Source organism: Caballeronia sp. LZ019 (genome assembly GCF_031450825.1).
Taxonomy (GTDB): domain Bacteria; phylum Pseudomonadota; class Gammaproteobacteria; order Burkholderiales; family Burkholderiaceae; genus Caballeronia.
The window spans coordinates 822345-845955 of sequence record NZ_JARTVZ010000002.1 but is presented as its reverse complement, the minus strand read 5'-3'; the positions used below and the strand labels follow the sequence as shown (position 1 = coordinate 845955).

General features: G+C 64.6%; 21 protein-coding genes. 9 read left to right on the top strand and 12 right to left on the bottom strand.

The annotated features are described in order from the left end of the window. Positions 1-221 precede the first annotated feature (221 nt). Positions 222-1079 carry a phytanoyl-CoA dioxygenase family protein gene (locus P9255_RS06860; protein ID WP_309766196.1) on the top strand — a complete coding sequence of 286 codons (858 nt, stop codon included), beginning with the start codon at positions 222-224 and terminating at the stop codon, positions 1077-1079. Here P9255_RS06860 and P9255_RS06855 read toward each other — a convergent pair. Beyond that, complete coding sequence (locus P9255_RS06855) at positions 1073-1687, bottom strand: XRE family transcriptional regulator (protein WP_309766195.1); 615 nt, start codon at positions 1685-1687, stop codon at positions 1073-1075. The genes P9255_RS06860 and P9255_RS06855 overlap by 7 nt on opposite strands. Positions 1688-1874: 187 nt before the next feature. Between P9255_RS06855 and P9255_RS06850 the strand changes: the two genes are divergently transcribed. The 5 genes from P9255_RS06850 to P9255_RS06830 all read left to right on the top strand — a co-directional run bounded on the left by P9255_RS06850 (position 1875) and on the right by P9255_RS06830 (position 5991). Next, complete coding sequence (locus P9255_RS06850; protein WP_309766194.1) at positions 1875-3374, top strand: aldehyde dehydrogenase family protein; 1500 nt, start codon at positions 1875-1877, stop codon at positions 3372-3374. Positions 3375-3396: 22 nt separating this feature from the next. Next, entirely contained in the window at positions 3397-4569 is a 1173-nt protein-coding gene (locus tag P9255_RS06845) for an FAD-binding oxidoreductase (protein WP_309766193.1), read from the top strand. 214 nt (positions 4570-4783) lie between these two features. Next, the gene (locus tag P9255_RS06840; protein ID WP_309766192.1) at positions 4784-4990 is read left to right on the top strand and encodes a hypothetical protein; all 207 of its coding nucleotides are present in this window, start codon (positions 4784-4786) and stop codon (positions 4988-4990) included. A 231-nt stretch (positions 4991-5221) separates the two neighbouring features. Beyond that, complete coding sequence (locus P9255_RS06835; RefSeq protein ID WP_309766191.1) at positions 5222-5470, top strand: hypothetical protein; 249 nt, start codon at positions 5222-5224, stop codon at positions 5468-5470. Positions 5471-5604: 134 nt separating this feature from the next. Further along, positions 5605-5991: a PaaI family thioesterase gene (locus tag P9255_RS06830; RefSeq protein WP_309766190.1), complete on the top strand. Its 387-nt coding sequence runs from the start codon at positions 5605-5607 to the stop codon at positions 5989-5991. Positions 5992-6043: 52 nt separating this feature from the next. On the opposite strand, the gene P9255_RS06825 is transcribed toward P9255_RS06830, so the two are convergent. The 3 genes from P9255_RS06825 to P9255_RS06815 all read right to left on the bottom strand — a co-directional run bounded on the left by P9255_RS06825 (position 6044) and on the right by P9255_RS06815 (position 10986). After that, a complete protein-coding gene (locus P9255_RS06825) occupies positions 6044-7150 on the bottom strand; it encodes an acetate kinase (protein WP_309766189.1) in 1107 nt (368 codons plus the stop codon). A 4-nt stretch (positions 7151-7154) separates the two neighbouring features. Next, a complete protein-coding gene (locus tag P9255_RS06820) occupies positions 7155-9554 on the bottom strand; it encodes a phosphoketolase family protein (protein ID WP_309789275.1) in 2400 nt (799 codons plus the stop codon). Positions 9555-9687: 133 nt separating this feature from the next. Then, positions 9688-10986 carry a hypothetical protein gene (locus tag P9255_RS06815; protein ID WP_309789273.1) on the bottom strand — a complete coding sequence of 433 codons (1299 nt, stop codon included), beginning with the start codon at positions 10984-10986 and terminating at the stop codon, positions 9688-9690. Between the two features lie 141 nt (positions 10987-11127). Here P9255_RS06815 and P9255_RS06810 point away from each other — a divergent pair, with 141 nt between their 5' ends. Continuing rightward, entirely contained in the window at positions 11128-15555 is a 4428-nt protein-coding gene (locus P9255_RS06810) for a DEAD/DEAH box helicase (RefSeq protein WP_309766186.1), read from the top strand. A gap of 4 nt (positions 15556-15559) precedes the next feature. On the opposite strand, the gene P9255_RS06805 is transcribed toward P9255_RS06810, so the two are convergent. From P9255_RS06805 to P9255_RS06795, 3 genes are all read right to left on the bottom strand, one after another. Continuing rightward, on the bottom strand, positions 15560-15775 hold the full coding sequence (locus tag P9255_RS06805) for a hypothetical protein (protein ID WP_309789272.1): 216 nt from the start codon (positions 15773-15775) through the stop codon (positions 15560-15562). Positions 15776-15943: 168 nt separating this feature from the next. Further along, complete coding sequence (locus P9255_RS06800) at positions 15944-16204, bottom strand: hypothetical protein (protein ID WP_309766184.1); 261 nt, start codon at positions 16202-16204, stop codon at positions 15944-15946. Positions 16205-16240: 36 nt separating this feature from the next. Beyond that, a complete protein-coding gene (locus P9255_RS06795; protein ID WP_309766183.1) occupies positions 16241-16525 on the bottom strand; it encodes a hypothetical protein in 285 nt (94 codons plus the stop codon). Between the two features lie 370 nt (positions 16526-16895). On the opposite strand from P9255_RS06795, the gene P9255_RS06790 reads away from it, so the two are divergent. Beyond that, complete coding sequence (locus P9255_RS06790; RefSeq protein ID WP_309766182.1) at positions 16896-19001, top strand: protein kinase domain-containing protein; 2106 nt, start codon at positions 16896-16898, stop codon at positions 18999-19001. 2 nt (positions 19002-19003) lie between these two features. Here the strand turns inward: P9255_RS06790 and P9255_RS06785 are convergent, their stop codons facing one another. Continuing rightward, on the bottom strand, positions 19004-19429 hold the full coding sequence (locus tag P9255_RS06785) for a phasin family protein (RefSeq protein ID WP_309766181.1): 426 nt from the start codon (positions 19427-19429) through the stop codon (positions 19004-19006). A 250-nt stretch (positions 19430-19679) separates the two neighbouring features. On the opposite strand from P9255_RS06785, the gene P9255_RS06780 reads away from it, so the two are divergent. Then, positions 19680-19871, top strand: a complete 192-nt coding sequence (locus tag P9255_RS06780; protein ID WP_309766180.1) for a DUF2964 family protein — start codon at positions 19680-19682, stop codon at positions 19869-19871. 32 nt (positions 19872-19903) lie between these two features. Here the strand turns inward: P9255_RS06780 and P9255_RS06775 are convergent, their stop codons facing one another. The 4 genes from P9255_RS06775 to P9255_RS06760 all read right to left on the bottom strand — a co-directional run bounded on the left by P9255_RS06775 (position 19904) and on the right by P9255_RS06760 (position 23600). Beyond that, a complete protein-coding gene (locus tag P9255_RS06775) occupies positions 19904-20287 on the bottom strand; it encodes a DUF3564 family protein (protein ID WP_309766179.1) in 384 nt (127 codons plus the stop codon). Positions 20288-20778: 491 nt separating this feature from the next. Next, entirely contained in the window at positions 20779-21480 is a 702-nt protein-coding gene (locus tag P9255_RS06770; RefSeq protein ID WP_309766178.1) for a helix-turn-helix domain-containing protein, read from the bottom strand. Between the two features lie 69 nt (positions 21481-21549). Continuing rightward, positions 21550-22890 carry an ATP-binding protein gene (locus tag P9255_RS06765; protein WP_309766177.1) on the bottom strand — a complete coding sequence of 447 codons (1341 nt, stop codon included), beginning with the start codon at positions 22888-22890 and terminating at the stop codon, positions 21550-21552. Then, positions 22887-23600, bottom strand: coding sequence for a response regulator (locus tag P9255_RS06760; RefSeq protein ID WP_309766176.1), 714 nt, complete (start codon positions 23598-23600; stop codon positions 22887-22889). The genes P9255_RS06765 and P9255_RS06760 overlap by 4 nt, the downstream gene beginning before the upstream one ends. Positions 23601-23611 lie beyond the last annotated feature (11 nt).

Sequence of the window (23611 nt, the reverse complement as noted above, 5' to 3'; positions counted from 1 at the left end):
TCGATACATCGCGGGGCAGCGCGCTCGATCAAGGACGGGCTAGAAGCAGCGCCGGACCTTGCAGCACTCAAACCCGAGTTGTTTCGCGGGGTCGCATTGCTGGCACGTGGGAGATCGTCGTTCACCCTAACTGAATCGTCGTGTATCGAGTCATCAACGTCGTGCACGCGCGCCAGCGTTATCCGTTCGACCGAAATGCTGCACAAGAAAAGGAAACCGCCGTGCAACGAGTCGATGCCGAATCATTCACCCCCGAACTCGCCGTCGATGCCCTGCTGAACGGCCCCGGCGCCATCTGTATACGAGGCTTGTTCAGCGCGACGCAAATCGGCGAAGCGCGGCGCATCGTCATGGCGCATTCCGACGATCGGGCCCATACGGTCACGCATTTCCAGGGGCAAGCCGCGCAAGAAGACAAGCTGCACTTGCAGCGCCGCGTGTGGAATCTGCTCGCCAAAGGCGACGTATTCTCGCAGATGGCCGAGCAGGACAGCATCGTCGCGGCGATGCGCCGCTTCCTCGGCGACGACTTCGTCATGGGCTCCATCGCGGCGAATCGCATTCTGCCCGGCGGGCCGGGACAGGAGCCGCATATCGACTACCCGTACTGGGACTATCACATGCCCGCCACGTTTCCGGCCGGCATCAACACGAGCTTCCCGCTCAACGCGCAAGTCACCATTCCGCTCGATCCGTTCACCGCCGAAACCGGCGCGACGGCATTCGTGCCGCATACGCAGCATACGCTTCGCTATCCGAATGAAAGCGACCGCTTCTTCGAGCGCGCCGCGCGCATGGAGGCGGAACCGGGCGATGCCATCGTGTTCTTCGGGGCAACCTGGCATTGCGCGATGCCGAATCACAGCCCACGCGACCGCAGCGCCGTGCTGATCCAGTACCTTCCCAAATTCGTCAAGCCGATGGAAGACCTGCGGGCGATGGTCGGCGAAGCCTTCGTCAGGCGCGCAAGCAAGACGATGCGGCAGTTGCTCGGCCTGAACTACCCGTATCCGCAGAATCTGGAAGCCGTCGATCAGGCCACGAACGCCGAAGGCCGCACGAACGCCAAACGCTACTGAGCGACGGGCGGCACGCTGCCGCCGGTGGCCATCCACAGCACTTCTGCGTCGTCTTCGCTCGTCGAAATCGCTGCATGGCCGGTGCGGCTGTCGAAGTAGAGGCTGTCGCCGGCGTTCAGGTGCGTCGGGGCGTAGAGTTCCGAATAGAGACACACGCTGCCGCTGATCACATACAGGAATTCCTCGCCTTCATGACGACCCCAGTCATCGAATGCGTCGAGCGTGTGCGCGGAAATGCGGATGCGAAAAGGCAGCATCGCCTTATGCGCGAGATCGGTGGCGAGCAATTCCATCTGATAGCCGCGATACGCATGACGCTGGCCCTCGTTGCAACGCGTCAGAGCGCGGCGGCCGCTCGCGGCGGGCGCGCTGACGCTGCCGAATAGTTCGCCGAGATCGATCCGCAAGCCGCGCACGATCTTCTGCAACACGTCGAAAGTCGGCGACATCAGACCGTTCTCGATCTTCGACAACGCGGAGCGCGACACGCCGCACAAACGGCTCGCGGTTTCGAGCGTCATGTCGTGCGCGACGCGCGCCTGTCTCACCCTGCGGCCGAGATCGGCGAGAGACGGTTCGGGCGAGTTGTTCGTGCGAATGGCGTTCATGGAGGGACGGAGCGTTTGTTTCCGATCATACATCAGCGACCGGCCGCTCGAGACGACTGGCGAAAACCCGAATATTGGCCGGATTGTGAGTGCTTGCAACGACGCGTATAGTCACCCGGACAGCGAAAGTTTCTGATCAGAAACACGCGACGCCCTCCAACGCATCAGCTTCCAAAGGAATTGCATCGTGGATGCTCAATCGATTCTTTCCGAACTCGGCATCGGCAGCCAAGTCGCTGACGGCGAGATCGCCGTAACATCGCCGATCACGGGCGAAGTCATCGGACGCGTGAAACGTCACACGTCCGCGCAAGTTGACGCAACGCTCGCCAAGGCCCGCACCGCATTCGCTGACTGGCGCAACGTCCCCGCGCCGCGCCGCGGTGAACTCGTGCGGCTGCTCGGCAATCGCCTGCGCGACAAGAAGGCGGCGCTCGGGCGGCTCGTGTCGCTCGAAGCGGGCAAGATTCTTCAGGAAGGCCTGGGCGAAGTGCAGGAAATGATCGATATCTGCGATTTCGCCGTCGGCCTGTCGCGGCAGCTATATGGGCTCACGATCGCTTCCGAGCGCCCGGGGCATCGCATGGCGGAGACGTGGCATCCGCTCGGCGTCTGCACCATCATTTCGGCGTTCAATTTTCCGGTTGCGGTGTGGTCGTGGAATGCGGCGCTCGCGCTCGTCTGCGGCAACGCGGTCGTGTGGAAGCCGTCCGAGAAGACGCCGCTCACCGCGCTTGCCGTCGATCGCATTCTGCGCGACGCCATCGACGAATTCGGCAGCGCGCCCGAAGGCCTCGCGTCGGTCGTGATCGGCGACAGGGACATCGGCGCGCAGCTTGTCGCGGACAAGCGTTCGGACATCGTCAGCGCGACGGGCAGCACGGAGATGGGCCGCGCGGTGGGCGTCGAAGTGGCGCGGCGCTTCGGGCGCCCCATTCTCGAACTCGGCGGCAACAACGCGGGCATCGTGTCCCAGACGGCCAATCGCGATCTCGCGTTGCGCGGCATTCTCTTTTCGGCGGTCGGCACGGCGGGGCAGCGCTGCACATCGCTGCGGCGTCTCTTCGTGCACGACAGCATCTACGACGAGACCGTCGCGCGTCTCAAGGATCTCTACGCGAAGGTGCCGGTCGGCAATCCGCTCGAATCCGGCGTGCTGATGGGCCCGCTCATTGACGTGCAGGCGTTCGCTCGCATGCAGGATGCAATCGAACAGGCGAAGGGCGAGGGCGGCAAGGTATTCGGCGGCGAGCGGGTGACGGTGGACGGGGGCGAGGGCGGCTATTACGTGCGTCCGGCGCTTGTCGAGATGCCCGCGCAAACCGACATCGTGCTGAAGGAGACTTTCGCGCCGATTCTCTACGTGATGCGCTACACCGATTTCGACGAAGCCATCGCCGCGAACAATGCGGCCGTGCACGGTTTGTCGTCGTGCGTCTTCACCACCGACCTGCGCGAGGCCGAGCGCTTCCTCGCGGCGTCGGGCAGCGATTGCGGCATCGCCAACGTCAACATCGGGCCGAGCGGCGCGGAAATCGGCGGCGCATTCGGCGGCGAAAAGGAAACGGGCGGCGGGCGCGAGTCCGGGTCGGACGCGTGGAAGGCGTACATGCGGCGCGCGACGAACACCATCAATTACTCGTCGGCGTTGCCGCTCGCGCAGGGCATCGACTTCAATCTCGGCTGACGCGTTTCGGGACGGGGGCGGCGTGGCTTCTCAAGTGGTGATCGTCGGGGGCGGGGTGATCGGCAGTTCGGTGGCGTATTTCCTGCGCGCATCGGACCCGACCGTGCAGGTGACGGTGATCGAGCGCGATCCGACGTACGCGCGCTCGTCGTCGGCGTTGTCGGCGGCATCCATCCGGCAGCAGTTTTCGACGCCGCTTTCCGTGCGGATGTCGCTCTTTGGCATCGATTTCCTGCGGACGATCGGCGAGCGGCTGGAAGTCGATGGCGAGCGTCCTTGCATCGACCTGCACGAGGGCGGCTATCTGTTTCTCGCGACGCCTCGCGGCGAAGCGACGCTGCGCGAGAATCATGCAATGCAACGCGGTCTCGGCGCCGACATCGCGCTGCTCGATCCGGCCGGTTTGCGCACGCGTTTCCCGTGGCTGAACACCGACGATCTCGCAGCGGGCGCGTTCGGCGAAAGCGGCGAGGGCTGGTTCGACGGCTATGGGCTCGTGCAGGCGCTGCGACGCAAAGCTATGTCGCTCGGCGCGCGATACGTCGCGGCGGAAGTCGTGGATATCGAGCACGAGGGACGGCGTGCCACGCGCGTGCGCGCGTCCAACGGCGAGGCGTATGCGTGCGATGTCGTCGTGAACGCGGCGGGCGCATGGTCGCGTGCGCCTGCGGCCATGCTCGGCATCGACATTCCCGTTCATGCGCGGCGGCGCAGCATTTTCAACGTGTCGTCGCCGGCGAAACTGGAAAACAGTCCGCTTCTCATCGATCCGACCGGCGTTTATTTTCGCCCCGAAGGACGCACTTATATTTGCGGAACGTCGCCCGCCGCGGACAACGATCCCGACGACCTTCCGCTCGATGAAGTGGATCACGCGCTTTTCGACGACGTCATCTGGCCGACGCTCGCGCATCGCGTGCCGCAATTCGAGGCTCTCCGCGTGGAGCATTGCTGGTCCGGCTATTACGAATACAACGTCCTCGACCAGAATGCGATCATCGGCGCGCATCCGGGCATCGACAATTGCTTCTTTGCAAGCGGCTTTAGCGGACACGGCTTGCAGCACGGACCGGCGACGGGACGCGGCATTAGCGAACTGATTCTGCACGGACGATTTACGACGCTCGATTTGTCGCCGCTCGGCTGGGCGCGCATTATTGAAGGGCAGCCGATCTTGGAGAAAAACGTGGTGTGAAAGAATTGCGCGAGATACCGTGCTGCCGGTATGGCAGGCATTGTTCTGGCTGATACAAGACAGGCGGGTTGCGTTATCAGCAGATGCGTCCGCCAGACGCGCATTCTTTATATCATCCGCACTGGTTCGGACTGCGTCCATCGATGAAATCCACTAGGGCCAGTTGGCCCGGAGAGGCGCATTCTGGAACCGTCACGGAAAAAGGAGGCGAAAGATGGATGCTCGATCGAATACGTCCAACACGCGTTTTGCAGAATGGATGGACGACTCCGAAGCACCCGGCGACACCACCGCTCACGCATCGCATCGGTCCAGCCAGGTCAGTGCCGAGCCGGAATATGTTGCCGAAATCTGCGGGCGTTTCGCAGGCGAGAAAGCCGAAGAGGAACAAAAGTCTTGCGTGGTTCGCGGATATAACTAATCGTTTTGCTGCGTGATCGATTGCGCGCGCCAATGCCATTAAGCGGCGCGCGCAGTTGCATTGTCTGATAGTCGAAGCAGTGGACGCTTTATCCGGTATTGCTCTCCATTTCATTTCCCCGCAAAATCTGCCGACGTTTGATCGCAACACGGCGTCGCTGAGCGCGATTATCGTGGTCGCGTAGGGTGGCGATTGCTGCCGCATTTATCCACCGCCCGCTTCGGCTGCCGCATGTCATGGTCGCTGATCGAAGTTCCCTGGGAAGTCCACGCCCACAGCAGCAGCGAGCAATGGGCTGCGATCATCACGGCGAAGGCGCTGCTGATGCTCGTCGCCGGGCTGCCCCTGCACGGGCAGCGCACCGCCCGCTATGTGTTGCTTTTCGTCTGCCTCACAAGCGTGCTCGCCATTGCGCCCGAATTGCCTGCCGAGTGCGTCAACGCGCCGGGAATCGCCGTGTTGTCGACTGTCGAATGCTGACGAAGCTCGCGCTGATGGCGCTGCACATGAAGCCCCGCGTGCGCTGACATCGCACGAAGGGGCGCGGCGAGCGCGGCGGGCCGATGGCACAATCCCTTGCAAGGTCACGACCATCGACGCAGGGAGACTACAGCTTGGCGAATCTGGATCTCGACAATCCTTTCCTCGAAGCACTCGGCGCGACGCTGACCGAATGGCGCGCCGGCTACGCCGAATTCACGATGCCCATTCATGCAGGCCATCTGAACCGTCAGCGCATCCTTCAGGGCGGCGCCATCGCGACGCTGCTCGACGTAGCCTGTGGCTACACCGGCCTTTTCACGACGGAACCGACGCCTGTTCACGGCTTCACGTTATCGCTGACCGTGAATTATCTCGATCGCGGTATCGGCGACAAGGTCGTTGCCAAAGGCTTTCTTGAACGGCAGGGCAGATCGGTCTACTTCGCGCGCGGCGAAGCATGGGTCGACGGCAGGCTGATGATCGCGAGCGCGCAAGGCACGTTCAAGTACGCACGATGAGCGGATTGCACGCGGTATGCAACGCGCTGCACGCCGCATGCAAGATGCCGACTTAGCCGGCCAGCATCCGCCGGCAATGGCGTGCGATCTGCCTCTCTTCATCCGTCGCGATGACGCGATGCTCGGCATGCAAAAAACCAAGTCCATCGAGAATTTGCGCGCGGATCGGCTCGGCATGTTCGCCGATTCCGCCGCTGAACACGATCAGATCGACGCCGCCCAGCAGCGCCGCGTACGCGCCGATCGTCTTGCGCACCGCAATGCAGAACACGTCGATGGCGAGCGCGGCGTCGGCATCGCCGCGAGCGCGTCGGGAGAGCAGCGCTTGCATGTCGTCGTCGGACGCGGATAACGCCTTCATGCCGCTTGCGCGATTCACGAGCGCTTCGAGCGCATCGGCATCGAGCGATTCGTGGCGCAGCAGATGAATGAGCACGCCGGGATCCAGATCGCCGCTGCGCGTGGCCATCGGAATGCCGCCGGTAGGCGTCATGCCCATCGACGTATCGACGGAACGCCCATCCTTCAGCGCGCACAGGCTCGCGCCGGAGCCGAGATGCGCGATCACCACGCGCGAAGGCAACTGCGCGCCGAGCGTATTGACGATCGATTCATACGAGAGCCCGTGAAAGCCATACCGCAAGACGCCGCGCTCCGCATATTCTGGCGGTAAGGCGAAACGCGTCGCACGCTCGGGCATCGTGCGATGAAACACCGTGTCGAAGCATGCAAAGTGCGGCACGCTCGGAAAAATACGCTGCGCCTCGTCGACAAGCGCGAGCGATTGCGGCAGATGCAACGGCGCGAAGGGCGCCGCTTCACGCAACGCATGCTTCACGTCCGCAGAAAGCTCGCAGTGCGCGCGCACATGCGGTCCGCCATGCACGACACGATGCCCCACACCCGCAAGCGGCTCGCGCAAGTGGCTCGCGAGCGCATCGGCGACGCGCTGCAACGCATCGTGCTGCGATTCCATCAGATGGTCCTGCGCGATGTCGATGCCTCCGTCCGACGAGCGCATCGACAACGAACCGTTGGCACGTCCGATGCCTTTCGCGCTGCCCGTGAGCCATGCTTCTTCGTCGCCGTCATGCGCGACGAACACGCCGAACTTCAGCGACGACGAGCCGCTGTTGAGCACGAGGATGCCTTGTGTCATGGCCTCAGCCCTTCCATGTCCAGTCGCGGATTTCCTCGCGATCGATGCCTTCCTCGTGCGCGTAACGCACGCTCTCGATGATGCGGTTTTTCAAGCGCTCCTTCGTATGCGCGGCGGTGCTCGAGAGGCCCGGCACGCGATCGATGACGTCGATGGCGAGCGAATATCGATCGACCCCGTTGATGATCGCAAGCTCGAACGGCGTGTTGATGTTGCCGCGCTCGCGATAGCCGTGCACGTGCATGTTCGCGTGGTTCGTGCGGTTATACGTGAGCTTGTGCACGAGCGATGCATACGAGTGGAAGTTGAAAATCACCGGCTTGTCGCGCGTGAAGATGGAATCGAAGTCGCGATGCGAGAGGCCGTGCGGATGATCCGTGTCCGGCATCAGCCTGAAAAGATCGACGATATTGACGAAGCGAATCTTCAGCTCGCGGCATTCCGCCTTCAGTATCTCGACGGCGGCGAGGGCTTCCATCGTCGCCATGTCGCCGGCGCATGCAATCACCACATCGGGTTCGTGCCCTTGATCCGTCGAGGCCCAGTCCCATATGCCGATGCCCTTCGCGCAATGCACGATCGCATCCTGCATGCCGAGATACTGCAAATGCGGCTGCTTGTCCGCGACGACCACGTTCACGTAGTCATGCGAGCGCAGGCAATGATCCGCGACGCTCAGCAGACAGTTCGCATCCGGCGGCAGGTAAATGCGGACGACGCCGGGGCTTTTGTTCGTGACGACATCGAGAAAGCCCGGGTCCTGATGCGTGAAGCCGTTGTGGTCCTGCCGCCAGACGAGCGACGTGATGAGCAGATTGATCGATGGCACGGGCGCACGCCACGCCAGTTCGTTCTTTGCCTTCTCCAGCCACTTGGCGTGCTGGTTGAACATCGAATCGATCACATGCACGAACGCTTCGTAGGTCGCGAGGAGACCGTGGCGGCCCGTCAGCACGTAGCCTTCGAACCAGCCTTCGAGCGTGTGCTCGGAGAGCATCTCCATCACGCGGCCATCGGGCGTCAGCGCGCCGCCGTCCGCGTCTTCGGGCTTCGTTTGGGCGAGCCACCGCTTGCCGGATGCTTCATAGACGCCATCGAGCTTGTTGCTCGCGGTTTCATCCGGACCGAAGAGGCGGAACGTCTTCATGTTGCGGCGGATCACATCGCGCAGGAACGTGGCGAGCACAGCGGTCGGCGATTGATAGACCGCGCCGGGCTTCTCCACTTCGAACGCATACGCGCGAATGTCCGGCATGTCGAGCGATTCGCGCAACACGCCGCCGTTGGCATGCGGATTCGCGCTGATGCGCCGCGTGCCGTCCGGCGCGAGTTGCCGCAGGCTTTCGATGAGCCGCCCTTCGTCGTCGAACAGTTCTTCGGGCTTGTAACTGCGCATCCATTCTTCGAGCACGACGAGGCTCTTGGGATTCGTCGCGGGATCGGGCACGGGCACCTGATGCGAGCGCCAGAAATCTTCCACCTTGTGGCCCGCGAATTCCTTCGGGCCGGTCCATCCTTTCGGAGTTCGAAGCACGATCATCGGCCAGCGCGGACGCACGACATCGCCAACATTCTCTCGCGCGTCTTGCTGAATCGCCCTGATGTCGCCGATACAGCGTTCCAGCGTCGCGGCCATCAGTTGATGCATGCGTTCAGGCTCGTCGCCTTCGACGAAATGCGGCTCGTAGCCGTAGCCCCTGAACAGCGCTTCCAGTTCGTCATGCGGAATGCGTGCGAGGACCGTCGGATTGGCGATCTTGTAGCCGTTGAGATGAAGGATCGGCAACACGGCGCCATCGGTTGCCGGGTTGAGAAACTTGTTCGAATGCCACGATGTCGCGAGCGGTCCCGTCTCGGCTTCGCCATCGCCGACTATCGTCGCGACGATCAGCTGCGGGTTGTCGAAAGCCGCGCCGAATGCGTGCGACAGGCTATAGCCCAGTTCCCCGCCTTCATGGATGGACCCGGGCGTTTCCGGCGTGCAATGCGAACCGATGCCGCCCGGCGACGAAAACGCGCGAAACAGCCGGAGCATGCCGCGTTCGTCGTAGCTGCGGTCGGGATAGATCTCCGAGTAATGGCCTTCGAGATAGGAATTGGCGAGCGTCGCGGGCGCGCCGTGCCCGGGACCCGACACGAACAGCACATCGAGGTCGTCGCGCTTGATGAGCCGGTTCAGATGCACCCAGACGAACGATTGACCGGGGTCCGAGCCCCAATGCCCGAGCAGGCGCCGCTTGATGTGTTCAGGCTTGAGCGGTTCGCGCAGCAACGGATTCGCGCGCAGATAGATCATGCCGACGGAGAGGTAATTGCACGCGCGCCAGTACGCGTCGATATTGCGCAGAAGGTCGGCGGAGAGCGGTGCCGGGGTCGCGGTCTTGCCCTGGACGTCGTCGTTCACTTGCTATCTCCTTGCGGTGAGAGTTGAGTGGAGCGTCGGTCTTGCGGCTTGATGCTGGAAGCGTGAGAGCAGCGTCGCGAAACATCATACTTGCGTTCCCGCGACGCGTTTTTGACAAAAGCGATGCGTGCGCTCACTCCATGGCTGCCTGCGTGATGTCGTAGTCCATCAGCAGCGCCTTGTGATCTTCCCACGCGCCGATGTAATGAACCATGAAGCTGTCCGGACGCCGATACGTCCACGGCGTATTCCAGTCGATGAAGGACGCGATATGCGTCGCGTCGAAGCTCGCATGCTGCTCGAACTCGCGGATGAAGAAATACTGGTCGCCGAGATTGGCATAGACGCTCGACTTGTCCTGAAGTTGCGCGCAGGTGTCGAGAATGCGCTGAAATGCATCGTAGTTCTGCTGCGTCCGCTTGTAGCCCATGATGCCGGAATTAAAGGCCCAGGTGCCGACATCGCGGGCAAACAGCGCGTCGTGTCCGTGCATGATCGATTCGAGGTTGCGGCTCATGTCGTTGAAGAGCACGTCGGCATCGACCCAGAACACCCACCTGTGATGCGGCAGATACTCGCGCAACAACGCCGGCTTCAGCCAGTTGCCGGCAGTGTTGCCGTCGTTCAGATGCGATGGAATCTCGCGGTGCACGTAGAGCGTATAGCCGTGAAGCTCGCAATAGCGCCTGAAGTTGGCCTCCGCGATGCGCCCGTAACGCGCGACATTCGGCGTATAGAGCGTGACGACCGCGATCGGCTGGCCGGGCTGATAGACGCTGTGCGGCTCCGCATCGCAAGCCGGGGTGGCGGGGAACGAAAGAAGCGGCAGACCGTGCGCCGTGCGCTCGTTGATATGCGTGATCAGCGCCTCACGAAAACGCCGGTGATGCTTCTCGTCGCGAATGCTGACGGCGAACGTGCTCCACGTCGCCCACACGCTTTCCAGGTTCGCCGCGGCGGGGACGACCACGCACGCATCGGCGATCTTGTGGCGCGAGGGCAGTGCTTCGAACTCGCACAAAAGCCCGCCTTCATCGGCGGGAAGTTCGACACTGAACCGGCAATGCGTGACAGCCTTCAGCAGCTTGCGGCGAACGCGCTCGGTGTTGCGCCACATCTGAATATCCGTCTGAGGAAGCGGCGATTCCGCGCAGGCCAGCAGCCAGTCGCGGCCGTCGAGCAGCGTGGGAAGCGGCGTCGAGCCGAGAATCACCGCGTTCTCGCTGAGCAGCAGCACGATCTCTCCCGCTTCGGCCTGCTTCAACTCATGCAGCAGCGCTTCGTACTTGTACGTCCACAAGATCTCGTGCGTGCTGCCGGACAGGTGCGACATGTCGATCTGCACATGCCGATACCCCTGCATGCGCGCATAGCGCCGATGATTGGCGAGCGCGCCCGGCGCGTGGTCGAAAAAGAGGCTGATGACGATCATGAAAAGCGGGAAGCGAGCGATTGAAACCGCGTAGCATCGCCGCAAATAAGACCCGTTCGGATGGGAAGTCTCCTAAAACCACGCCGGACACCGGTGAATGCAGCTTGCGCGTCGTGTCGCGCGCGCCCCTAGAATGTTCCGATGACCCCTGATCCCTCTTTGTCCGATACCGCGCTCGACGGCTTTCATCCGGCCGTCGTCAACTGGTTTCGCGCGCATTTCGCGGCGCCGACCGCCGCCCAGGCGCGCGCCTGGCCGCTGATCCGCGCACGCCGCTCGACGCTCGTGGCCGCGCCGACCGGCTCGGGCAAGACGCTGACCGCGTTTCTCGCGGCGCTGGACGAGCTGGTGCGCGACGGCATCGCGGGCGGCGGAGTGCTTCCGGACGAGACGCGCGTCGTCTATGTGTCGCCGCTGAAGGCCCTGTCGAACGATATCCGCGTCAACCTGCAGGAACCCCTTGCGGGTATCGCGGAGCAATTGCAGGAGACCGGCGCGGCCGCGCCGGAAATCCGCGCGGCGGTGCGTACCGGCGACACGACCCAGCAGGAACGCAACGCCGTGCGCAAGCGTCCGCCGCATATCCTCGTGACGACGCCCGAATCGCTCTACGTGCTGCTGTCGTCCGATTCCGGGCGCGCGATGCTGTCGACCACGCGCACGGTGATCGTCGATGAAATCCACGCCGTTGCCGGAACGAAGCGCGGCTCGCACCTGAGCCTGAGCCTCGAACGCCTCGATGCGCTTTGCGAGGCGCGCGGCGCGGCGCGTCCGGTGCGCGTCGGCTTGTCGGCGACGCAGAAGCCCATCGAGCTCGTCGCACGGTTTCTCGCGGGCGAGGGGCAGCCGTGCGAAATCGTCGATGTCGGGCACGTGCGCGCACGCGATCTCGCGCTCGAACTGCCGCCGATGCCCCTCGAAGCGATCATGTCGAACGACATGTGGGAGCGCGTCTATGACCGGCTCGCGGAACTGTCGGCGCAGCACCGGACGACGCTCGTCTTCGTCAACACGCGACGCATGGCCGAGCGCGCGGCGCGGCATCTGACCGACCGGCTGGGCAAGGACGCCGTCGCGGCGCATCACGGCAGCCTCGCGCGGGAGCATCGGCTGGACGCGGAGCAGCGGCTCAAGCGCGGCGAGCTGCGCGTGCTGATCGCGACGGCGTCGCTGGAGCTGGGCATCGATATCGGCGATGTCGATCTCGTCTGCCAGATCGGCTCGCCTGGCTCGATCGGCGCGTTCCTGCAGCGCGTGGGGCGCTCGGGGCATCACGTCGGCGGCGTGCCGAAAGGGCGGCTGTTCCCGACTTCCCGCGACGATCTGATCGAATGCGCGGCGCTGCTCGACTGCGTCCGGCGCGGCGAACTCGATGCGCTGACGATTCCCCGCGCGCCGCTCGACGTGCTCGCGCAGCAGATCACCGCCGAAGTCGCATTTCGCGAGTGGGGCGAGGACGAGCTCTTCGGGCGCATCCGGCGCGCGTATCCGTATGCGACGCTCGAACGCGCGCGCTACGACGCCGTGCTCAGGACGCTCGCCGAAGGCTATACGGGACGGCAGGGCGTGCGCGGCGCTTATGTGCATCGCGATGCGGTGAGCCGAACGCTGCGCGGCCGGCGCGGCGGCAAGCTGACGGCGGTGACATCGGGCGGCGCCATCCCCGACAACGCGGATTTCGCGGTGCTGCTGGAGCCGCAGGGCTTGCAGATCGGCACGGTGAACGAGGATTTCGCGGTCGAGAGTCTCGCCGGCGATGTCTTTCAGCTCGGCAATACGTCGTATCGGATCGTGCGGGTCGAGGGCGGACGCGTGCGCGTGGAGAACGCGAACGGGCAGCCGCCGAACATTCCGTTCTGGCTCGGGGAAGCGCCGGGGCGCAGCGATGAGCTGTCGTTCGCGATCGCACGCTTGCGGGCGAATATCGACGCGCGGCTTGGCGGTGCCGACGACGCGGGCGCGGCGAATCGACCGGGAGTGAAGCAGAGCGGCGAAGCGGCGCAGGTCGCGCCTGCGGCTTTCCAGGCATCCGACGCCGCCACGGCCTGGCTTGCCGAGGAAGCCGGCATCGGCATGGAGGCCGCGCGCCAGATCGTCGATTATCTGGCCCGCTCACGCGCCGCGCTTTCCGTGCTGCCGACGCAGGACACGCTCGTGATGGAGCGCTTCTTCGACGAATCCGGCGGCACGCAGCTCGTCATCCATGCGCCGTTCGGCAGTCGCGTGAATCGCGCATGGGGTCTCGCGTTGCGCAAGCGCTTTTGCCGCACCTTCAACTTCGAACTGCAGGCGGCGGCGACCGAGGACGCCATCGTGCTGTCGCTGACGGCGAGTCACAGCTTCGCGCTCGACGAAGTGTGGCGCTATCTGAAGCCGGCCACGGCCGAGCATCTGCTGATCCAGGCGCTGCTCGACGCGCCGCTCTTCGGCGTGCGCTGGCGCTGGAACGCGACCAACGCCCTCGCGCTGCCGCGTTATGCGGGCGGGCGCAAGGTCGCGCCGCAATTGCAGCGAATGAAAAGCGAAGACCTGCTGGCCGCCGTGTTTCCGGATCAGGTCGCGTGCGCGGAAAACGTCGTCGGGGAGCGCGACGTGCCGGCGCATCCGCTCGTCGAACAGACGATCGACGATTGCCTGCACGACGCAATGGACAGCGACGCCTGGCTCGCGCTGCTGCGGCGCATCGAGGAAGGCGCGGTGCGGCTCGTGACGCGCGACTTGCCCGCGCCGTCGCCGCTCGCCGCCGAAATCCTGTCGGCGCGGCCCTACGCGTTCCTGGACGATGCCCCGCTCGAAGAACGCCGCACGCAGGCCGTGCTCGCGCGGCGCTGGACCGATCCGCAATCGACCGGCGATCTCGGCGCACTCGATGCCGAAGCGATCGCGAGCGTCCGCGGGGAGGCGTGGCCGTCGGTGACGAGCGCCGATGAAATGCACGAGGCATTGACGGGGCTGTCCTGCATTACCGATGCGGAAGCCGCCGCGAGCGATGGCTGGCCCGCGTGGCTCGATGCGCTCGCCCGCGCCGGCCGCGCGACGCGCCTGCGAATCGCCGACGACGACGCGCTGTGGACACCGGTCGAGCGCCTCGCGTGCGTGCGCGCCGTCTATGCTCATGCGCCGATGCATCCGCGCCTTGCGCCGCCGCCCGGCTTCGACGCTGCGTGGAGCGAAGACGACGCGCTCGTGGAAATCGTGCGCGCGCGCCTGTCGGGCTTCGGGCCGCTGACCGTGGCGGAAATCGCGCGGCCGCTCGCGCTGCCGGCATCGGCCATTGCGATTGCGCTGACGCGGCTCGAAAGCGAAGGCTACGTGATGCGCGGGCATTTCACGCCCGGCGCGGACGAACAATGGTGCGAGCGTCATCTGCTCGCGCGAATCCATCGATACACCGTGCGGCGGCTGCGTCGTGAAATCGAACCCGTGGAGCGGCAGGACTTCATGCGCTTCCTGTTCGAATGGCAGCGGGTGGCCCCCGACACCCACGGCGAGGGCCGCGACGCGCTCGCCGCCGTGCTCGAACAACTGGAAGGCTTCGAGGCGCCCGCCGTCGCGTGGGAGGACGAGATTCTGCCTGCACGCATCGCCGATTATTCGGGCATCTGGCTCGATGAAATCTGCCGCGCGGGAAAGATCGTCTGGTCGCGGCCGGCCGGGCGTTCGCGCGCGACCGGCGGGCCGGTGCGAGGCACGCCGATCGTCCTGTTGCCGCGTCGCCAGCTTGCGGCGTGGAACGCGCTGATGGCCGGCGATGAAGCGCCGGAACAGTCATCGCGTGCCGAGCGCGTCTTCGAAGCGCTGAGCGCGCACGGCGCGATGTTCTTCGACGAACTGCTCGCCGATACGCGGCTCCTGCGCACCGAACTGGAAGACGCGCTCGGCGAACTCGTGGCGCTCGGTCTCGTCAACGCCGACAGTTTCGCGGGCCTGCGCGCGCTGCTCGCGCCCGCCGCGAAGCGCAACGCGCTGTCGCGCCGATCGCGCGGGCGCGCGGGCGGCCTCTTCATCGGCGGAATGGACGACGCCGGGCGCTGGGCGTTATTGCGCCGCGCGAACGCCGCCGAGCAGGGCGGCGACATCCAGCATGTTGCGCGCACGCTGTTGCGCCGGTACGGCGTCGTCTTCTGGCGGCTGCTGGAGCGCGAGGCGCAATGGCTGCCGCCGTGGCGCGATCTGCTGCGCGTCTATCATCGGCTGGAGGCGCGCGGCGAGATTCGCGGCGGGCGCTTCGTCGCGGGGCTCGCGGGCGAACAGTTCGCGTTGGCCGAAGCGGTGCCGCTGCTGCGCGACATGCGGCGGCGGCCGAAGGACGGCGTGTTCGTCGCGCTGAGCGCCGTGGACCCGCTCAATCTCGTCGGCACGCTCTTGCCCGGCGAAAAGGTGCCGGCGCTCGCGGGCAATCGCGTGCTGTATCGGGATGGCGTGCCGGTCGGCGCTGTCATCGCGGGCAAGACGCGCTATTTCGCCGATGCCCGCGACATGGACGGCGAAACCCGTGAACGCATGCGTCTCGCGCTCGCCAGACGCACGGCGCGCTCGGTGAGTGCGAGCGCCGTCGCGCACGGCTGATGCATCATCGGGAAACGATCCTGTTCTTGAATGGCCCCGGTTGCTGCACCGGCACGTCTTTCACCGGTACGCCGGGATAATCCACGACGCGCCCCGGATTCGACGCGCGTATGCGAAACAGCGGATGCGCCGCCTCGCGCGCGCCGCCGGCGATCGTCGTCATTGCCTGCCGGTCGAGTTCGACACTATCCGCGAGATCCCTGATCTTGATGACGGCCATGACTGCTTCCTCCTGGTAATGGAGTCGCTCGCTTCGAGTATAGGCAATCCCGGCCGGCTCCTTGCCGGGACCGCTGTCAGCGGCCAGAAGCGGCCAGAAGCGGCCAAGAGCGGCGAGAGGCCGAAGCCTTTCGCCGCCGACGCTTCTACCGCTGCGAGTGTCAACGCGTCACAGCGACACCCCTGCGTTGAGCGTGCCGATCTGCATCGGGCTGATGTCGAAGTGCGGCGACACGCCCGCGCCGACATAGCCGATGTTGCTCAGCGCCGTGACGTCGACCTTCTGGATCTGCGTGAGATTCTGAAGGATGCCGACGTTCACTTCGACGTTCGCATAAGGCCCGTAGCCTTGCCCGCCGGATACGGCGGACATCGCGCGACAGTCGAGTTCCTTGCTGTGGGACAGGTCCCGTACGATGATGGACGACATGGTGGTGCTCCTCGCGAAGGGTTTCGTCGTTGCGGTTCAGGCCCAGGCGAGCCCGCCGCCGATGTTGATGTTGCTCGTGTTGCGTGCCTTCTGATCCGGCTGGACCTTCGAGTGGATGTCGTCGGCGAAGGCGACATTGACGCCGTTTTCGTTGAACGTCTTTTGGTCCTGTTGCACCATCTGTTGCGTGTTGAACGAGAGCGAAACCTTCGACATGTCGAAGACCGGCACGAAATAGCCGGTGCCGCCCCGCACGGCCGACATCGCGCGGCGATCGAGTTGTTCGGTGACAGGCAGGTCCTTGATGGTCAGCGTCTTCATTGCGGTTCTCCTTGGGTGCGCGTCGCGCGTTCGGTGGTGGTTCGAGCAACATGTCTGCTCGGGCCAGTTCAATGCATCACGTATGCCAGGCGTGATGCCACGGCGCGAAGCATCGCTGTATGCCTTGCACGGCGGGCGTTCGCCGCAAACGGACTAGCGCGCCTCCGCATCGCGGGTCTCATGCAATGCCGTCGCCCGGCCGACAGCCGTCGCGATGTGTCGGTATCCGAACGACATGTGCGCGACGCCGCGCTTCATCGAAAACGCCATTTGCCTAAGCCGCATGCGAGGGCTAGTATCGAACGAGCATCGGTTGTTTGGTACGACAAGTGAGATTGTCGGTCGATTGGAGCCGCAACGAGTCGCACAGATGACTAGCTTCCGAGAAGCGCTTCGCACATATCGGGGCGATGGCGGATCGCGCGACGCGTTCTTTGCAGGGGTCGATGGCGCACTGGCCGCCGATCGCACGCCGGGCGCGCGGCTCATCGAGATCCTCGACGAGGAAAACGCGGCGAATCCCTTGCCGCGCGATATCTATTCGGCCATTCGCCGCCGCATCGAGCATACGGCGCGCATGCGCTCGCCGGACCCCGGCACGACCTATCAGCCAGGCCGCGATGAAACGCGCCTGCACGTGACGCCCGATGCGCCGCCGCCGCTGCCCTCGCGCGCGACGGGCAACGCTGGCGCGGGCGCCGACACGACCGGCGCGACATCGGGACAGGCGACGCAAGTGCTTTCCGAGGCCGATCAGGTCAAAGGCGTCGGGGATACGCTGAACAATCGCTTCGTGCTCGAGGAATGCCTTGGCATCGGCGGGATGGGAACCGTGTACAAGGCGCTCGATCTGCGCAAGCTCGAGGCCTCGGACCGGCGTCCTTATGTGGCCATCAAGGTGCTGAACCTGCAGTTTCGCGGCAATCCGAAATCGCTGATCGCGCTGCAACGCGAGGCCCGCAAGGCGCAGCAACTGGCGCATCGCAACATCGTCACCGTGTATGACTTCGACCGCGACGGAGCCATCGTCTATCTGACGATGGAATATCTGTCCGGTCAGCCGCTATCGAAGATACTTCGGTCCCCGAAATTCAAGGGCATGCCGTTCCATGAGATGTTCCGGATTTTCAAGGGCATGGCCACCGCGCTCGCCTACGCGCATGAGCGCGGCTTCGTGCACTGCGACTTCAAGCCGGCGAACGTGTTCGTCACCGATGCGGCGGAAGTGAAGGTCATTGACTTCGGCATTGCGCGCGTGATCCAGCGGCCCGAGGAAGACACCGAAGCCACGGTCTTCGATCCCGGCAGCCTCGGCGCGCTGACGCCCGCGTACGCAAGTCCCGAAATGCTGGAACATCGCGAGCCGGACCCGCGCGACGATATCTACGCGCTCGGCTGCATCGCCTACGAGCTGTTGACGGGCAAGCATCCTTTCGACCGCGTGCCCGCCTTGCAGGCGAAGTCTGCGGGAATGAAGCCGCAACGTCCCGACAATCTCGGCAACAAGCAGTGGAAGGCGCTGAAAGCGGCCCTCGCTTTCGAGCGCGAGGAGCGGACGCCGACGGTCGCGCAGTTTCTCGACGAACTCAGCGAGGAACAGCCCGCCGCACCGGCGCAAGCGAAGACGAAACGCATCGCGGCGCCGAAGCTCGCCATCGGCGCGTTGGCGCTCGTGTTGATCGCGGGCGCGGGGTACGTGCTTGTCACGCACCAGGAGGCATCCACGCCTGCTGCATCGGTTCCGATCCCCACGCCCGAAAAGCCCGCCATCACGCCGGCGCTTCCGGCCGCGCCCGCGCCGACGCTCACCATGGCCGCCGTCACGCCGGTGCTCGCGAGCGCGCCGTGTTCGGCGCTCGTTGCGTCGGTGCACGATCAGACCGTTGACGTGCAAGGCTTCGTGTCGGAGAAATACGGACTCGCGCGGCTGAAGGAATCGCTCGGGCGCGTGGCGGGCGTTCGCGCGACGAACTTCGGCGTGCAGCAAGTGAGCGACGACAAGTGCGACCTGCTGACCATGCTCGCGCCGTACTGGACGGCCAATCGGCAAGCGGGGCGTCCGGCGTCGGTGCATACGCGATCGAGCCAGACGCGGCTCACGGAAGGCGATCCGCTGATCGTCGAGCTGATGACGCCCGCATTCGATTCCTACGTGAACATCGATTACTTCATGCTGGACGGCAGCGTCGTTCATCTGCTGCCGAACGGGCGGTCGCGCGACAACCAGGCGCCGCCGAGTTATAGCGCGACCATCGGAGCGATGGGCGAGTGGGTCGTCGGCAAGCCGTTCGGCGCGGAGATGATCGTGCTGACAGTGGCGCCCGCGCCGCTCTTCGACGCGCCACGCCCCGACAGCGAAGCGAAGCCCGAGTACTTGCGTGCAGTAGACAAACGCCTGAAGGCGCTCGCGGCCCGTTACGGACGCGAGCGGGTACTGGTCGATATCTTCCAGATCACGACGCAGCCGAAGAAATGACCCTAGCTCTGCGGCTTTTCGATGGCCGCCTTCAGCTCCTGCAGCGCCTCTTCGACGCGCTGCGTCACGAGTGCGTAGGCTTCGGCCTGCGTCTGCTGCGTGGTGCGCGCAATGTCCTGCATGTCGGCGAGCGCATTGTGCAGGGTGCGCTGCACGACTTCATTCGCATTGAACGGCGGTTTCGCCGATGACGACGCAAACTGCTTTGCGATGTCCTCCAGATCGCCAAGCGTGCGGCGCAGGATTTCGAGCTGCTTGTCGCGCAACGCCTCGATGCCGCCGAATGCCACGCGATTCGTCGCGGCAAGCGCCTCGACGTCCTTGCGCCGCGATTCCATGATCGCGGTGACATCGAAGCCCGGCAACTGATACTGCTGGAACATGGCGGCAAACTGGCTGAACGGATCGCTGAATTTAGATTGATTCATCTTGCCTCCCAGGTTCTTCTCGTATGAGCGCGAGCAGGGCCGTGAACACCGGCGCCGCCGCGCGGCAATGTGCGGTTGCGGCAATTGCAGCAAGCCGCAGCCCGAACCCGATACTACCAATATAAGCGCCCGAAATGGGGCAAGGGAAAACACCAGAACGGCGGGCCGGCATTGACGCAGGTCAATACCGATACCGCAGCAGCACCGACGATGAAACTGAAGGTGCCGTGCGGTGCAGAAGGGGAAAGAGATGATAAGCAGCGAAGCGCGGATCGTCGCGGCGGCGATCGCGGTCTTCACCGCGCTGGCGGGAATTTTCGCCGCGCTGCACGGGCTCGTCTTCGACAAGGCGAGCGTGCTCAACTATGGCGTGCTGACGATCCTCGTCGGGGTCGCGTCGTTCGCCGTCATGCTGATGCCGATGCCGGAAGACGGACCCTGACTTTCTATCGCGCGGCGGGTTCCTTGCCGATGCTATACCCGCCAGGTATCTTCCTCGCCGGCGAATACGCTGTGCTCGGCCTTGATCTGCGCCCAGTCGATGCACTGCACATGCCAGCGGCCCGCGCATTCTCGACGCGCCGCATCCCCATACCACACGACGCGCCCCGCAAGACCTTCGTCCGGTCCGCCGGGCGCGTCGACATCGAGTTGCTCGAGCACGCAGATGGGCTGCTGCGTGTGCTGATCGCAAATCATCGTGCTGTTCGAACCGGAGCGCAGGCCGCCCCAGTCGGGCACGTCGATCGCCTGATGGCCTTCGCGCGACCAGCGGCGGGATTCCCTGTCGAGCCACAGGATGGCGTACGCGGCGTCGTCGGCGCCTTCGAACCCATCCAGCTTGACGGTGATACGCATGTCATCCTCCATGAACATCCAGTTCAGCGAATACGACGCTCCGGCGCGTCTTGCGCGGGTCAGGAGCGTCTTCGGTTGAATGGCGGCATTTCACCCGGACGTCGGGTCGTCTTGCGCCGCTCATCGTGCATCGATTGAATCGCGTGCATGCCGCAGTTTCGACAGGCCGGCATGACTGCTTGCGAATACGATTCGATCGGCCGAACGGCTTTCGGTTCGCAGTTCGTGATGCAAAAGATCTTGTGCGACGCACCAGCGTCGCGAACGCCTGAAGCAAGTCCGGTGCCGAACGATGGATCACGCTTATTCATGGCTTCTGCCTTTAGCTTAGCGCCGCAATTTGACGCCAGCGCGACAACCGTCATAGGCATGTGGGATTGTTTCTTCAGATCGTGCGCCGTCGCCGTGCATGCGCGCACCGCATTAGCGGCTCGCGCCCCAACGTGTCGCGTAAATGCTAAGGCGTGCGTTGCATCGCAGCACGCAGGCGTTCACCCCACGCCTTCGAGACGCGCGCGATCCACGATCCGCAATTGCCGCCCGTGAAGCGAAATTGCGCCGGCACGCTGCAGCTTCGACAGCATGCGGCTCACGGTTTCGAGTTCGAGACCGAGATAGCTGCCGATATCAGCGCGCGTCATCGGCAGCGTGACGTCCCCGGGGGTGCACGGCCGCGCGCCGCTCGCATCGAGCCGGCCAGACAAGTCCAGCAGGAACGCGCCGACCCGTGCGAGCGCGGGCATCGTGCCGAGCATCAGCGTGAGCCGCGCGGCGCGCACGATCTCCGCACTCATGATCGCGAGCAACGCATGCTGCATCGGCGCAAATTCGCGGCAAAGCGGCTCCAGAATGCCGACCGGCATGATGCGCACGACGCTGTCTTCGAGCGCAACCGCGTCGCTTTCATGATGACCGGTGCAGATGCCATCCAGCGCGAGGGTTTCATCGATCAGATGGAACGCGGTGACCTGTGCATGGGGCGGGCCGTCGTCGCTTGCGCTCGGATAGGTGGCCACGCTCTTGAAGCATCCGGACTGCACCGTGTACAGGCTTCGCAAAGGCTCGCCCGCGCAATAAAGCGCGTCGCCGCGAGCGATGGAACGCGTCGGAAACGGAAGCGCATCCATGTTCGCGAGATGGACGTGCAGGACGGGGACACGCTGTCGTGCGCCGGGACCCGCTGCTGTGCCCATGGCCGTCTCTCCTGCCGGTTCACCGCTTTCAGTATGGTCGATGGCGGCGTAATGGGTACTGCGTTCGCTTCATGGCTGCGTTGCGTTTGTCGCTGCGCCCATCGGCAGCATGATGACCGCTTCGACGCCGCCGCCTTCACGCGCGCGCAGGTCGAACGTGCCGCCGTGCAGCCGCGCGATGCGATCGACAATCGCAAGCCCGAGTCCCGTGCCCTTCGGCTGACCTTCGCCACCGCCGCGCTTGAACGGCTGCTTGAGCGAATCCGGGTCGTGCGCGCCGAGCCCCTTGCCGCGATCCGCCACGACGATGCAGGCCGCGTTCCTCTCCTCATCGGTCCATGTACGCACTTCGAGTTCGCTGATGCCATACAGCACCGCGTTCTGCATCACGTTCATCAGCATCCGCATCATGCTGATCGGACGAAACGCGAACGTTCGGATGTCGCCGAGCGATAGCGCGAACTCATGCCCGAGCCCCGCGAAGTCCGCAGCGAGACTGGCGACGAGCGCATTGATATCGCCGGCAATCGGCGTTTCCTTTGCCCCGCTGCCCGCGTAATCCATGAACTGCTGAAGAATGCTGTCGATCTGATCGAGATAGCCTTCCGCCGATGCCGCGAACGCCGCATCCGTCGATGGCGCCGTGGACATCGCCATGGCGAGACGCAGCTTGGTCATCGGCGTGCGAATGTCGTGCGAGATGCCGGCAAGCATCAGAGCGCGCGTCGCTTCGGCTTCGGCGAGCGCGGCCGTCATGCGATTGAAGGCGTCGCTGACTTGCGCGATCTCGGTCGGGCCGTCGGTCGGCAACACGCCGGGTTCCTCGCCACTGGAGACGCGGCGGGCGGCATCGGCGAGATGTTCGAGCGGGCGGTTCAGATGCCGCTGGATCGCATACGCCGTCGCCACCGCCAGCGCGCCCAGCCCGAGCGAGAGCAAGAGCGCCGTCGCGAGACCATCGTCGTGCGCGGCTTCGGGAACGGGCAGCGCCATCCACTGCGGCTCGCCGGAAACATGCACGCGAATCCAGAGCCGCTGCTGTCCATCGGCGGATGACTCGGCGCTTTGCCAGCGCACGGGCATATCGGCGGGCAGATGACGCCGCAGGCTTTCGATGAACGTCTCGCGCTGATACGTCCGATAGAACCGCCAGCGCGATTCGTCGGCGTTCGCGCGCGCCGTTGCGGGTAATTCGCGGCGCACGTCCAGGCGCGCACTATTCGGCGGCGCCGCCCGCAGCACCGTATCGAGCGTCCGGATGTAGCTGGCGAACGTGGCGGCCGCCCGTTCGATGCGCGGCGTCTGAATGAAATGCAGCAGCACGGCGAGGGCGCAGACCTGACTCACGGCGACCAGCGCGACGAGCAGCAGCACATTGCGCGCGAACAACGAGCGCGGCACGAGCCTCACGATTCGACATCCGCGAGAAGCATATAGCCGACGCCCCACACCGTCTTGATGAAGCGCGGCTTGGCCGGATCGTCTTCGATCAGCTGACGCAGCCGCAACACTTGCACGTCGATGCTGCGATCGAGGGCGTCGTGATCGCGGCCGCGCGTGCGGGCGATGAGATTGTCGCGGCTGACCGCGCGATTCGGCGACGAGCCGAGCGCATTGAGCAACTGCATCTGCGCGGAGTGAATCTCAAACGCTTCGCCGCCGCGATAAAGCCGCTGCTTGCCGAGGTCGAGCCGGAAATCGCCGAAGCGGATGACCTGCGATGTCAGCGTCGGATCGCCGGCTGCGATCTTCTGGCGGCGCAGCAGCGCGCGCACGCGGGCGACGAGTTCCTGCGGAAGAAAGGGCTTGGCGAGGTAATCGTCCGCGCCGGTTTCGAGGCCGACCACCTTGTCGACCGGATCGCCCTTCGCGGTCAGCATCAGGATCGGCAGCGTGTGACCCTCGGTGCGCAATCGGCGGCAGACGGAGAGGCCGTCTTCCGGCTCCATCATCCAGTCGAGCACGAGCAGGTCGTACGGTTCGCGCTGAAGATAGCGGTCGAGCCGCTTGCCGTTCTCGACGACGCGCACGTCGAAGCCCTGCGCTGTCAGGAAACGCTGAAGCATGTTGCGCAGCTCGGCTTCGTCGTCGAGCACGATGATCTTCGGCAGGGCTTCCATGAAGCGGCCTC

What these genes read in the sequence shown, in the direction of transcription:
- P9255_RS06760 (WP_309766176.1), bottom strand. Translation starts at nt 23,600, where the DNA reads ATGGAAGCCCTGCCGAAGATCATCGTGCTCGACGACGAAGCCGAGCTG.
- P9255_RS06785 (WP_309766181.1), bottom strand. Translation starts at nt 19,429, where the DNA reads ATGAATCAATCTAAATTCAGCGATCCGTTCAGCCAGTTTGCCGCCATG.
- P9255_RS06855 (WP_309766195.1), bottom strand. Translation starts at nt 1,687, where the DNA reads ATGAACGCCATTCGCACGAACAACTCGCCCGAACCGTCTCTCGCCGAT.
- P9255_RS06795 (WP_309766183.1), bottom strand. Translation starts at nt 16,525, where the DNA reads ATGAAGACGCTGACCATCAAGGACCTGCCTGTCACCGAACAACTCGAT.
- P9255_RS06770 (WP_309766178.1), bottom strand. Translation starts at nt 21,480, where the DNA reads ATGGGCACAGCAGCGGGTCCCGGCGCACGACAGCGTGTCCCCGTCCTG.
- P9255_RS06825 (WP_309766189.1), bottom strand. Translation starts at nt 7,150, where the DNA reads ATGACACAAGGCATCCTCGTGCTCAACAGCGGCTCGTCGTCGCTGAAG.
- P9255_RS06775 (WP_309766179.1), bottom strand. Translation starts at nt 20,287, where the DNA reads ATGCGTATCACCGTCAAGCTGGATGGGTTCGAAGGCGCCGACGACGCC.
- P9255_RS06780 (WP_309766180.1), top strand. Translation starts at nt 19,680, where the DNA reads ATGATAAGCAGCGAAGCGCGGATCGTCGCGGCGGCGATCGCGGTCTTC.
- P9255_RS06840 (WP_309766192.1), top strand. Translation starts at nt 4,784, where the DNA reads ATGGATGCTCGATCGAATACGTCCAACACGCGTTTTGCAGAATGGATG.
- P9255_RS06815 (WP_309789273.1), bottom strand. Translation starts at nt 10,986, where the DNA reads ATGATCGTCATCAGCCTCTTTTTCGACCACGCGCCGGGCGCGCTCGCC.
- P9255_RS06790 (WP_309766182.1), top strand. Translation starts at nt 16,896, where the DNA reads ATGACTAGCTTCCGAGAAGCGCTTCGCACATATCGGGGCGATGGCGGA.
- P9255_RS06800 (WP_309766184.1), bottom strand. Translation starts at nt 16,204, where the DNA reads ATGTCGTCCATCATCGTACGGGACCTGTCCCACAGCAAGGAACTCGAC.
- P9255_RS06805 (WP_309789272.1), bottom strand. Translation starts at nt 15,775, where the DNA reads ATGGCCGTCATCAAGATCAGGGATCTCGCGGATAGTGTCGAACTCGAC.
- P9255_RS06810 (WP_309766186.1), top strand. Translation starts at nt 11,128, where the DNA reads ATGACCCCTGATCCCTCTTTGTCCGATACCGCGCTCGACGGCTTTCAT.
- P9255_RS06835 (WP_309766191.1), top strand. Translation starts at nt 5,222, where the DNA reads ATGTCATGGTCGCTGATCGAAGTTCCCTGGGAAGTCCACGCCCACAGC.